The following is a 12242-nucleotide window of genomic DNA, read 5'->3' as shown; positions in this document are numbered from 1 at the left end:
GCGTGCGCGTCGTCGTCCAACATCGCAGCCGCTACCACTATCCGAGACCGGCGCCGCTAGGCCCGCAGCTGATCCGGTTGCGGCCGGCCGATCACACGCGAGCGCGGATCGAGAGCTATCAGCTGCTGGTCGAGCCGGAGCATCGCCTGCACTGGCTGCGCGATCCGCACGGCAATCGCGTCGCGCGCGTCACGTTCAAGGCCGGGCAAGCGGTCTCCGAGCTCGACGTGCTGGTCGAGTTCGCGGTCGAGATCAACGCGATCAATCCGTTCGATTTCTTCATCGACGATCGCGCGCGCAAGGTGCCGTTCGTCTATCCCGACGGGCAGGGTCGGCATCGCGCCATCTGACACTGTTCTGACCGACCTCGGGAAACCCGGCCTCGATGAGGCGGGTCAGGAGCTCTTGCCTCGATTCGGTAGTGAGCTGCGGCGTCAGGGGCGTCAGCGCGTGCACAAGGGAGCATCCAATCAAGAACGCGATGCCGGCCACGCGCCTGGCAGCAACTCGCTCTGTCCGATGAACCTCGGCGTAGCCTCCGTGACCTCGGTCTCCTCCCGAGGCGTCGCGGCGTCCTCGCCGTCGGTACGACGCGGAAGCCCCATTTCACCATCCGGGAAATAGAGCATAGTGTCGCAACGGCTCAACTACTGTGTCGCACGACAATCGTGTCGTGCGACACCAAAGGCCGATCTGCCGCGCTAAGCACGACGCGGACTTGCGCATCTTTGATGTCGCATGCTCTTGCCGGTTGCGACACCATTCCTCGTTCACGCTCCGATTTGCGTCACCTTTTCTGGTCCCAAAGCGGCGGTACGCACTTCTCCAAAGCCGACGCTCATCTCTACGCGGCAGTGTCATCCCGTAAGCGATAGCGTCCTGGGCTCGTCCCAGTTGCGCGCTTGAACGCAGAGTTGAATGCGGCGTCCGAGCCATAACCCACGCTCTCGGCGATGTCGGAAAGGCTCCTGTTTCCCGCTCTCAATGCGCTGCCAGCGACGGCCATGCGCCAGGCAATGAGGTAGCTGAGCGGAGGCACCCCGACGAGAGCCTTGAATTGCTCGGTAAAAGTCGTGCGCGACATCGCAACTGCTGATGCGAGTTCGTCGACCTTCCATTGCCTTGCGATGTCGCCGTGCATCAAGGCGAGCGCTGATCCAATCCGCGGATCGGCAAGAGCGCCGAGCCAACCGGGCATGCGGCGTTCAGATGCCAGATGGGCGCGCAGGATTTGCATCAGCACGATGTTCGCAAGACCAGCGGCAACGACCGGGGCACCTGGGCGAGTTGCTTCCGACTCAAGCCGCAGCAGCTCAAGCACCGCGCGTAGCGGCGCTGCACTTTCAGAGGCTGCGGGGATGTGGACAAGCGGCGGCAGCAATGGCAGCAACAAGTCGCATGTGTGGTCGTCAAAGACGAAGCGGCCGCCCGCGGCGCTCATTCTTTCGCCCTCAGTGCCGTAGCGCACAACGCCATCCGCGCAAAGGTGCGTCTCAAGGATCTCGCGGCCGTCAACAGTCTCAAGTGCGGGATCGCTACCCGTGGAATAGGGCTGTCCCCGTGTCAGCAGGTAGAAATCCCCGGCCTCGAGCTTGGTGGGTTCCTGGGCGCCGTCGCCCCACAGCCAGAACGACCCATCGAGGACCCCTCCAAATTTGATGTGTTGATAGGCAGAGAACCGCATGGCCCAGGGACCACGCACTTCCAAGCGCGCCGAAAGCACGCTCTCGACCCTTAGCAACAAAAAAATGTCTGAAAGCGGGTCCACACAACTCCGTACGATCGATGAACAAATTCGACGAATTGATTATGGATCGAACGGGCCGAACGCGCGACCATGCAGCACGCGATCGGCGCCGCCAAAAGGACACAACCAGCCCTTCATATCGCAAAGTCTTCAAAGGAAATCTCATGTCAGGAATCAAGGACAAGGTCGTGGTGATTACGGGCGCCAGTAGCGGAATCGGTGAGGCCACCGCGCTCCTGCTTGCCGAGCGCGGCGCCAAAGTCGTGCTCGGCGCGCGCGGGTCTGAACGCCTTGAGGCGCTGGTTACCCGCCTCGCGAAAGCAGGAGGTGAAGCCGCCTACGCCCGGACGGACGTGAGGCAACGCGACGCTGTGGCCGGGCTCGTGCGGCTAGCTTGCGATCGATTCGGAAAGCTCGACGTGCTGGTCAACAACGCCGGGATTGGACCGATCTCTCCGATGGACGAGCTTCGCGTCGAAGACTGGGAGGACATGATCGACATCAACATCAAAGGCGTGCTGTACGGCATCGCCGCCGCGTTGCCAGTATTTCGCGCTCAGGGATTCGGCCACTTCGTGAACACAGCTTCGACAGCGGCGCATCTCGTCAAGCCGAACATGGCCGTCTACGCCGGCACAAAGATCGCCGTACGCGCGATCTCCGAAGGCTTGCGCCAGGAAGCTGGTGACAAGCTTCGCGTGACAGTTGTCTCACCCGGCTTCACTCGCACGAACTTCGCGGAGTCCATGACAGATTCGAAAGTGAAGGCCCAGATCGTTGCCTCGATGGAGGGCTTCGCCATGCCGCCTGATGCCGTCGCTCGAGCAATCGGATTTGCGATCGAGCAACCCGCAGATGTCGATGTGGGCGAAATCATTATTCGTCCCACAGCCCAGGGCGGATGACGTTCTGACGTCGCCGCAACGGCCCTCTCGTCGCGGTAGCCGCCATAGTGAACGCGAATTGATTGAGGGCCGGGAGCCAGGGTCCGCTTCTTCTGGCCGATTTCGGCTGTCGGCCGCATTCTGCCCCGCCGTGCCCTGCTCTGCCCTTCCCAGTGCCTGCGCCTGTGCGGGCCTGGCGCCGATCCGCCGATCCCCTCGCCCTGGCGTCGCGCCAGCGGGCCAGCCGTAGATGGTCCCGGCGCCCCAGACGGGCGCGATTTGGCGGGCGATAGGTTTGACCACCGCTCCAGTTCTGCAGCCGCCGACCCTCATCGCGCTCCCCCGACTCCTAAGCTACGCGCTCAACTGGCCTCCTACGTCACCGCGGCGAGATCCGACTGGCACGACAAGTCAAGGTCGAGTTCGCGCGGCGCTAACTGCATGGCGGGGCGAGGCGTCTTGGAGGTGACCTACCAACTTTGGTAGGGGACGTGACGCTTGACCTGCGGCCCTCCTGTGGTCTGCAGCGAAGTTCAGAGCGAGCTGAGAACTGGCACCGGTTCTGCCCTTTCGATCCACCCCATTTCACCATCCGAGAACTGGAGAACAAACAGTGTCGCATCGGCTCAACTACTGTGTCGCACGACAATCGACCACCGACCTCCGTTGGCAAATCAGAAAGCGGATGTTTCACGGTTTTACTGGGTCGCAGCTTATCTTGTTACGCGACAACAAGTTAGCCGATTTTTCTTCCGCTCGCGGCGAATTGTTTCACGGAAACAACGTATCTGAAGGTCGATTCGAGGAACATCGGCCAAGTCAGTCGCATAATTCAGTTACTCAGTAACCAAACCTACTGCCATGGCTGAAGCCCCAGTGAGCCTCCTCCCCTCGGTGCCGCCAAGCGGTGACCCCGGCGGCGTTCAGTCCGTGGCAGCGCCGGCTACGGCTACCGCCCAGGGCTGGCCGCCTTTCTGCACTCTGGCTGAACTCGCCAGGGTGCTGACGATGATGCATGGCCACCAGGCGCCGACCGAGTCTTCTTTGAAAAAGTGGAGCGCTGCTGGCGAGTTCACCAACTGCATTGCCCCAGAGTCGACTGCTCTCGAAATGTCGCAGGCCCCCTCCTCTTTCACCCGCGAGGCTTTGCTGCGCCGCCAGCGCGGTGGCAGGCCAGGTCTGCGACTGAACACCCCCTTGGCCATCAACAGGGTCTACGAGCTTTGGCCCCACCTGACGGAAACTGGCTCGCAAGCGGTGCTCGAGCTGGCCGTGGCCCGCGCAGCGGATAGTCTCGAGTCTCGCCTCACTCGCCTGGTCGCGCCAGCGCAGGCGCAGTCCCCGCCGCCACCTGCGGCGGCGGCCGCCGACCCGGTTCCCTCGAACGAGCTCCTTCAGGAGCTGCTCCGGCAGATGTCCTCGCTCCGCCAGGAGATGGTTGAGGTGAAGCGTGAGGTGGCGCAGTTCTCGGCGATGCGCAACAACCTGATCACGAAACTGGACGAAGCTGTCGTCCGCGCTCAGGAGGCGATCGGGTCAGGTGGAGCTCGGGCGGCAGGCGGATCGGATCCTTTGGTGGAAGCCCGGCGCGATCGGGACATAGGCGTGATGAAGTCGATGCTCAGCGAAATTTTGGAGTCGCTGGGGAAGCGGTAGTCGCTCCTGAGCGGATTCCCACCCGATCTCACAATCCCAAGGGCTCGTGGCGATCGGGGGCGACCCGAGAGCCAGCGAGTGATTAACCGTTAATCACCGCGAGAGCACGGCCGGCGACGGCAGTGATTAACGGTTAATCACCCTCGCCTGCCTTCTGGTCACTCGGCAGACGTAAGAAAAAAGCGCCCACGAGGGCGCTTTCAAGCGTTTCGACCTAACTTCTATTTCCCAAGCATGCGCCTTAGGGCGCCCTCGAATTCGGTTCGCTCATGCGGCGTCAGTTGTCGATCGAACTTGACCGTCATTCGCCCTTTGCGGTCGAGGCTAATCACCGCCCTACCCCCAGGCCCGGCAATCTCAACGTCTGTCGCCGAACCCTGAACCTCACGCGAGGTGTCAACAAGCGCATTGAACACTTGGGCCGCTGTGAGCTTTACGCCGTTGCCGCGCAGCCGCCGTGCCCGCTCCAGTAGCGCGTCAGGATCTCGCTGCTGGGCGTCGCTGAGCGGCTTCGCCCAGCGAAATTGAATCTCAACCGGAGACGGGAACGCATCGACCACTGCTTGAGGCAACCCCGCTAGCGCGCAGGCTCGACTGACAACGGAGATATTGGCGCCGAGCGCTTCCCCCATCTGACGCATGGAGGGATAGAGCCCTTCCTTCAGCGCATGCAGATACATGGCGCCTTGTTCATACGGAGACAGATCGGCGCGCTCCCGGTTCTCACGCTCCATGTCTTCGAACAGCTCGCGATCCGTTCGAGCCTGGATCACCGCGTTCACCGGAAGGCCCAACTCAAGACAGGCCGCATGCCGACGATGGCCGTAGACGATCTCGTAGAGGGTCCCGGCCGCGACCTCCTCCGGCGTGAGGCTATCTGGCGAAACGGGCCGCACCTTGATCGGCTGGATGTTGCCGCCCGCATTGCGAACCTCGTCGCGCAGGTCGGCGAAGTCTTGCGTGTCGAACGAACTGGTGTGCCGATTGGCCCAGCGTGAACGCCGGATCGTCTGCGGGTCCAAGGCCCGAACCGGATCAGCCCCGTCGAAGCGTGCATGCTCGACCTTGAGTGCCTCCAGTTCAGTCACCACCAACGACTCTTCCCGCATGAAAGCGGCCATGCCGCCAATTGCAGTCCTGGGCGGCCGCGGCGGTCGAGCTGGCGCCTGATCCGGGTTGCCGTTTACAGTGGATGGGCCGGTGATGGTCCCACCCGTTGGCGCATGCTCTTCACGCTTCTGCTCCGATGGCAAAACAATCGAGTTGCCCTTTTCCAAGAATTTACGCGTTGCCATGGATCACGCTCCTTCCATTGCGACGCTGGTCTGGCCGGATGCCTGCTTGCGCTTGATGTCTCGCTGCCAGACGGCCCGGACCACGCCTTCCATGTACTGCACCAGGTTGTCGTAAGCGTCGCGAGCGCGCTTGTACGTTCGCGCATTGCCGTCGTAGCGCGAGATGTCGTAGACGGTGTTGAACTCTGCACTCGCTGCAGAAGTTACTACCGTCCGCGGGATCTCCGCCGGGAGCACCTTGTCGCCGTAGGTCTGAATGATCCACTTGCGCACCATGGTGCTGGCGTCGTCGTTATCCACCCTCGACAGCAACACGTTGATGAAATCGAACGTCTTCTCGACACCTGCGGCACCGATTAAGTTCTCGGTCAGATCGGTGAAAAGCGTCCAGAACTGGGCACCCGAAGCGAAGTCGAGGGCGTTCGGCGGCAGGGGCATGATGATCCCGTTGGCGGCGTACAAAGCGTTCACCGTGCCATATGAAAGGGCGGGGGCGGTATCGATCAGGATGACGTCGTAGTCTTGCCGCACATCATCGATCCCCAGGTTCAAGACGTTCCAGAACTCGAAGCCATCGCGACTCTCTTTGACCTGGCGAGCCGGCAGGGAGAACTCGATACCGAAGAGGAGGGGAGCGGCAGCGACGATGTCCAGGCCATCCCAGTACGTCGGTCGAATCGCATAGCGGATCGATTCCTCCTCGCCCAGGCAAAGAGGCAAGAAGGTGTCCTCTTCTTGGACATCGATATCGGGAACAAGACCGGTAAGCGTCGAGAGAGACCCTTGTGGGTCGGCATCGATGATCAGCACTCGATGGCCCAGGAGCGACAGGCCTTGGGCCATCGTCATGGTCGTCGTTGACTTGCCGACGCCACCTTTGAAGTTGGCCACCGCGATCACCACCGCCTCACCGCCAGCGGGCCGCAGGCGATCCTTCCGAAACTCCTTGACCCACGTTCGTGTCTCCGCAAGACTGAACTCACGCCGTCGGCTCTTCGCATCCCAGTGACCGGCCGGCAGAGGAGGGAGGTCTGCGTTCTTCATGCGATAAGTGAATTGGCCGGGCTCCAGCCCACACGCCTCGGCGACTTCCTTCTGGATAAAGACTGGGCTCGTCTTCGATGCCGAGGGCGCGAGCATCTTGGCGCGGATCTCCTCGACCATTACGCTTGCGCGCTGGGCCTGCGCCTTGATATCAGCCATGGTCGACGGCTGGAGAAAGATCTCGGACGGGATGGTGATTTCAAGTTCCTTCATGGCGCTCCTTCGGTCCAACTGATGTCGTACAAAACAGTTTGTGCGATTTGCGTGGATTGTCCCCGATCACACAGAATCTGCAAAGCGAACTCCTGTAGAAGCTCATGTGTGGGCCCGAGCTGGCTTGAGCACATGCCTTAGAAAACCCATACGGGTTTGATTTATCTAATACCCTTTGAAATCTCTAATACCTTTAAGAGCGAATTTCCCATTAAAAATCAACAACTTACATTGTTTTTGCGAGAGGGTACAGGAGAAACCCGAGCTTCGTCGGGAACTCAACCGTGTCGATGCGGGACGGCATATGAGCTCTGTCAGGAGCTTGGCAGGGTGAACACGGGAGTCGCCTGAATGCCTTGGAAAAGCGGTTTCGCGGCATCTGGTCTCGACTTGGAGCGCTCCGGCTGGGGCGTCACATGAGCTCCAGCAGGATTCCGGGCCGCCTCCAGCAGCGCGCGCTTGTCCTTCACATGAGCTCCGACAGGATTTCGAGCGCCTACCGACCGAAAATCGCCGCGGCTTATCACGTGAGAGGGCGTTCCAACTGCCCCAAAAGGGGCCAGCTCATACATGAATTTGCGCTTTCATCTGAGCAGAATCGGGGTTACATTGGCGCGCAACAAAAGGAACAGGTTTGCAGCAGGCGTCGGTGTCCCTCAGGTCGTCAGAAGACATCCAGGTTCAGGATCGGGGGGACGGCGACCGTCTCTTCAAGAAGCCGGTCAGTACGCTCGCGATGTCAGCGCGGTCGCATCCGATTACCGTGCTGGGCCGCAAGACCTACAACGTCCTCCTATGCCTGGCGCAAGAGGAACTGAGGAAGGGCAAGGACGTCGAGGTCCATCGTGCGCCGCTGAGCGAGGTTGTGCACCTCCTCGAGTACGACTCCAACGATCTGGAGCTGATCAAGAAGCACTTCCGGGCGATGCTGACCACCACAGTCGAATGGCAATCGCCGACGACAGGGGAGGGCGATTCGTGGATCGGCTGCAGCCTGCTCGCACAGGCTTCCATTGAGAAGGTCCGCGGGCAGGTGTGGATTTCTTGGGCGTTCGCACCGGCCCTTCGACACGAGCTTCTAAATCCGCGCGTCTTCGCTCGAATGAACCTGGCGATGATTGCGCAGCTTCGCACCTACGCGGCCGTGTGCCTATATGAAGTGGCGAACCGCTACAAGAACGTTGGGCAGAGCCCCCGCAAGGAATGGCGCTGGTGGCACGACCCCATCACCGGCCGGCTGCCAGACGCCGCACGCCTGGAGAAGCTGGACTACTCATTCTTCAAGCGCGACGTGTTGAAACCTGCAATCGCAGAGGTCAATGCGGTCACCGATCTGCAGCTCGAATTGAAGGAACACAAGCAAGGCCGCTTCATCCACGAGATTCAGTTTCTCATTCGACCCAATGAGCAGCGCCAGCTGGCCCTCGAGCAAGCCCCGGAGAAAGCAGATCTGGAATCGGTGCGTCAGGCGAGGGACCTTGGCATCAGCGATGCTCGCGTAGAGAAGATCGTCGACACGTACGGGGCCGAGGCCTTGGCCACAGCGCTTCCAGATCTCCGGCGACGAATCGAGACTCCCTTTCCGGAACCGGTTCGTGATCCTGAGCGGTACCTGTTGTCCCTGATGCCAGGCCACGCACAACGGGCGACGTCGCGCGCTGTGGCGGTGGAGGCGCGAAAAGATCCGGGAAGTCGAGAATCGCAGGAGCTCCAGTCTCGGCGCCGAGAGGCCTATGAAACGGCCTGGAAGGCGGCAAGGTTGAAGGCGGTGGAAGATGACTTCCGCAAGCTCTCGGCAACGGAGCAGGCGCAGATCGCCGGCGAGATCCTCCGCACGATGGAGCAGCTCATGCTGAAAGGCCCCGGCCCGATCCATCCTCAGATGATCAAGCGCTTGAAGACAGACGGGTGGACACACGACCTGGTCAAGCGGCGTTTCCTCTCGATGTATGCGGAAGCGACCGTCGGCAAGGACTGGAACGTGCCCACCGATCAGGACCTGCTGACGGTAGCCGCGCAGCTCGGGGACGCGGGCGTGCACTGAGACTTGGCACGTACCAGATCGGGATGGCGCATTGTTGCGATCATCGTTTCGCGGCGAACTATTCCCCGCAGCAAAAATTCGCCACGAACAGAGGATTGCTGTATCAGCGCATCGTTGCGCCGCGAACCCAATTGGCGAGACAAATCGGCACGCGCGCCGCCGGGACGCTTCTCAGGCGCTGGGTCGGGCAAGGACGATAGAGCATGCGCCGAGGGTCAGGGCGATCAAGGACCACGCCCGGAATTGCTTTGTCTTGGAGGGGAGGGATCCCTAGGGAATCAATACTTCGGGAATCGGTTCGGAGGGCAGATCCCAGCTGGATCCTCCTTCCAGGTCCGAACGGCCCTTGCGGGCGGCCGGCGGCGAACGAGAATGACGGCACCACGGGCCTCGCAGCACGCATCGGACCATCATGACCACATCGCCTCGCTATCTGGACAGCGCGCGTCCCGGAGACTGCATGCTGAAGCACGTCGGCTCGTCGTTGCCGGACCTCATGATCCAGGTTCAGTACGACGACGCTGCGCGGACGGTCACGCTCTCATCCGACGCCTTCGACAGCACCCTGGTAAGTGAGTTCGCCATTGAGCATCTGCCACAGGCCGGGATCATCGTCTTTGCGGACGAGACAGGCGGGCCGCGAGTGCCAGGCGCGCGCTGGCAGCTCATGTTCTCGCTCGCCGGCGTTCTATATGAGTGCGAGATCGCGCTGCAGGCCAGCTCAGACGGTGCTCGTAAGGCAACGGCCAGGCTGAGTCCGAGGTGATCCGTCGGCAGACAAGCAAACAAGGAGGCGGACGGAATTGCTTTGTCTTAGATGAGGGATCCCAAGGGAGCCAGTTCGGCCAAAAAAAATCCAAATGAGTTCGTTCAAAGTTAGACCCGATTCCCATCAAATTTATGCCCTAACTTTGACGACGGCGCGCGCAAGTCGTTGATTCGATGAAGAATCGGCCCGCCGCGCTGCTTGAACGCCCCGTCCTGAGCGACGGCAAAGGGCGGGGGTAGGGCAGGGCGGTGCGACGGCGCGATCGCGTTGAAGCGCATGCGCACTGACTACTCGCGATCAACAATGGGCGCCAGTCGCTTCCAGGCCAGGAGCGGGCAGTCATCGTCGGGCCACTTCCGACCGCTTCAGGCGCTGACTGCGGTCGCTCGACTTCAAGCCGCGAATAGCGGGGTCGGCAAGAACCGACCACTCCGGCGCCCCACACTAGGGAAAGAGCACGTGAGCCGGCCGGTTGCCGAGATGGCGACGACTGTCATCCAGCTGGGACGTGTCCAGCGCGTAGGTCCGCAGCAGCCACCTCGACTGCCCGCCGATTTCACCCCCAACTTCCCCGCGGCCGTGCAGGCAAAGTCGGTTGCTCACGAGCAGCAGGTCGCCGGGCTGGATGGCCACGGCCTGGGCTACTTCGCTGCAGGCCTTCGCAAAATTCTCAGCTGCTTTTTCTGCAGCGCCGCCAGGCTCAGTTGGCGAAACGCTGGAATGGCTGAATCGAACAATCGTGCCGATGGCTGCATCTTTGAGCACCGGCTCGTCGATGGCGGTATGGACATCCCCGAGGATGTCGCGCATGCCTTCGAGGAAGGTCGCTTGCGACTCGATTGAAAACTGCGCCTGCTTCAGTTCGTGAATGTCTTCCGGGGACAGCTTGCCCAAGGCCTCCTGGAGCACCATCACTGTCGTCGGCACGGACTTCGGATTCCGCAGGCCGACCAGGGTCACCACATCGGGCGACGGCGCGATTCGCGCATTGGACGCGTCGGTCTCGCCGTTGAACGGAAAGCTCACGCCGTCCGTGTGCCCGCGCAGTCCTCCCTGAGACTTGCGCGCGAACTTACCGTCACCAGGAATCGCCGTCAGGCTGACGAACAGTTCTCCGCTGTTCTCGGACCCGTACGACACGGTTTCCATGCCGAGGAAAGCCTGGGCAGCGATGGCCGCAGCGCGGCCCGCGTAGGTGCCGGTGGCGTCCGGAACAGGCGTGAACCAGTCCGGCGTGTCGGGCAATTGGGTGGGCTCGAACACGTTGGTCAACACTACGAACGGCGCCGACAGGACTTCTTGACGGACCGCTGCCAGGTCTTCGCCAGCCGCAATGAGCGCTTCTTCCACGCCGCTGGCCAGCTCGCCACCAAGCTTTCCAGGGTCAGCCAGTGCGTCCACTCGTTGCACAAATGAGGTCTCCAGCTCCCAGGCTGCAACGGCGGTCCTGATGGCCGCAGCCAGCTTCGGCGCAGTCATAACATCTCCATGGGGGTTGATACATTATTGATATACATCTACACTGCGTCAAGGGGCTCGCGTGCCCCGCAGCTATGGAGGGCGTCAATGCAAACCACGCTTAAACCGGTAGACCTTGACCAAGCTCAAGCGCTCTTGTCCCGGCTCCCAGATACATTTTCTAGCATTCTTCGGACAGCCCGATTGCAGGCGACGCCTGAGGGACATATTTCCGTTTCCTATGACATGCAAGGCTCTTCGAAGCGCGAAGTGACGGCTACTTCGCCGAATGAAGCGATTCGGCTGGCTCTCGTTGACGTTGCCACCTATGTGACGTCGTCCGCACAACAACACGAAGCGATTCAAATGAGTTCCTGTGCTACCGGCGCCGAATTGGCAACGGAGGCGTCTTCTCCAGAACGCACGCTTTCCAAGGCGAAGCAACAGACGCTTGGCGCTTCGTTGCCTTCTCGCCTGAAGGAACATCTCGAGGAGTTGGCCGCCACCGAGGCGACGAGCTTCGCCGACGTGTGCCGGCGATTCGTTGTCTTCGGATTTGAAGACTTCGTTGCGAGGTCGCTCTACGCGAGCCCCACCTCGCTATTCGATGTGCTTGCCAACGAGTTGCACGAATGGGATGACTCCAACACCGAGCAGGTAATGGTGCGTTTGGACCCAGGCCACGCCGTGCGGCTACGGTCGACCGCGAAGGAGTACGAGAAGTCTGTCTCTGAGTTGACCGTGCTGTGCGTGGCCCATGGTATTGCGATGCAAAGGCTGCTCGAGCCCCTCGAATCTCGGGTTTCGAAGTGCAAGGGTGCGGCAGTTAGAAGTCTGGTTTCGAAGCTTGGACTTCAGCCTTTTGCCGTTCCTCTCGTCTCGGGCATCCTGGCAGGAAGCGTACGCGCACCAAGGAAATTGCTTCCCAAACTCGCCTTAGCCTTGGATGCGCCTGAGTCTCTGCTGACCACCGTGTTTCGAGGCAGTTTTGACCGGAGGCTGGTACCCGCATTCAAAGCGGAGGGCGGAAAGCCTGTGCTCTCTACGGCGCCTGCAACTTGGACCACCGCGGTGAAGGCGTTGAGCCTTTCCCCAGAAGACGCGAAAGCTCTTCTTGAACTGGGAGTCTGAT

General features: G+C 61.2%; 10 protein-coding genes. 6 read left to right on the top strand and 4 right to left on the bottom strand.

Going from position 1 to position 12242, the window contains the following annotated elements; genetic code table 11:
• Positions 1 to 2 precede the first annotated feature (2 nt).
• A complete protein-coding gene (locus ACSQ9A_RS39840) occupies positions 3 to 350 on the top strand; it encodes a transglutaminase N-terminal domain-containing protein (protein WP_436308191.1) in 348 nt (115 codons plus the stop codon).
• 494 nt (positions 351 to 844) lie between these two features.
• Here ACSQ9A_RS39840 and ACSQ9A_RS39835 read toward each other — a convergent pair whose 3' ends face one another.
• Complete coding sequence (locus ACSQ9A_RS39835) at positions 845 to 1768, bottom strand: AraC family transcriptional regulator (protein WP_436308190.1); 924 nt, start codon at positions 1766 to 1768, stop codon at positions 845 to 847.
• A 17-nt stretch (positions 1769 to 1785) separates the two neighbouring features.
• Between ACSQ9A_RS39835 and ACSQ9A_RS39830 the strand changes: the two genes are divergently transcribed.
• Complete coding sequence (locus ACSQ9A_RS39830; RefSeq protein WP_436308189.1) at positions 1786 to 2652, top strand: SDR family oxidoreductase; 867 nt, start codon at positions 1786 to 1788, stop codon at positions 2650 to 2652.
• 987 nt (positions 2653 to 3639) lie between these two features.
• Positions 3640 to 4287, top strand: coding sequence for a hypothetical protein (locus ACSQ9A_RS39825; RefSeq protein ID WP_436308188.1), 648 nt, complete (start codon positions 3640 to 3642; stop codon positions 4285 to 4287).
• 221 nt (positions 4288 to 4508) lie between these two features.
• Here the strand turns inward: ACSQ9A_RS39825 and ACSQ9A_RS39820 are convergent, their stop codons facing one another.
• Complete coding sequence (locus ACSQ9A_RS39820; RefSeq protein WP_436308187.1) at positions 4509 to 5582, bottom strand: ParB/RepB/Spo0J family partition protein; 1074 nt, start codon at positions 5580 to 5582, stop codon at positions 4509 to 4511.
• A 3-nt stretch (positions 5583 to 5585) separates the two neighbouring features.
• The gene (locus ACSQ9A_RS39815; RefSeq protein ID WP_436308186.1) at positions 5586 to 6839 is read right to left on the bottom strand and encodes an AAA family ATPase; all 1254 of its coding nucleotides are present in this window, start codon (positions 6837 to 6839) and stop codon (positions 5586 to 5588) included.
• Positions 6840 to 7473: 634 nt separating this feature from the next.
• On the opposite strand from ACSQ9A_RS39815, the gene ACSQ9A_RS39810 reads away from it, so the two are divergent.
• The gene (locus tag ACSQ9A_RS39810) at positions 7474 to 8883 is read left to right on the top strand and encodes a replication initiation protein (protein WP_436308184.1); all 1410 of its coding nucleotides are present in this window, start codon (positions 7474 to 7476) and stop codon (positions 8881 to 8883) included.
• A 460-nt stretch (positions 8884 to 9343) separates the two neighbouring features.
• Positions 9344 to 9649, top strand: a complete 306-nt coding sequence (locus ACSQ9A_RS39805) for a hypothetical protein (protein WP_436308183.1) — start codon at positions 9344 to 9346, stop codon at positions 9647 to 9649.
• 447 nt (positions 9650 to 10096) lie between these two features.
• Here ACSQ9A_RS39805 and ACSQ9A_RS39800 read toward each other — a convergent pair whose 3' ends face one another.
• Positions 10097 to 11131 (bottom strand): hypothetical protein, encoded by a 1035-nt coding sequence (locus tag ACSQ9A_RS39800; RefSeq protein ID WP_436308182.1) that lies wholly within the window; start codon positions 11129 to 11131, stop codon positions 10097 to 10099.
• 87 nt (positions 11132 to 11218) lie between these two features.
• Between ACSQ9A_RS39800 and ACSQ9A_RS39795 the strand changes: the two genes are divergently transcribed.
• A complete protein-coding gene (locus tag ACSQ9A_RS39795; protein ID WP_436308180.1) occupies positions 11219 to 12241 on the top strand; it encodes a hypothetical protein in 1023 nt (340 codons plus the stop codon).
• Position 12242 lies beyond the last annotated feature (1 nt).

It is taken from the genome of Variovorax sp. LjRoot290 (assembly GCF_964253985.1).
GTDB lineage: Bacteria > Pseudomonadota > Gammaproteobacteria > Burkholderiales > Burkholderiaceae_C > Variovorax.
The sequence above is the reverse complement of the archived record's forward strand: the minus strand, read 5'-3'. Positions and strand labels throughout refer to the sequence as shown.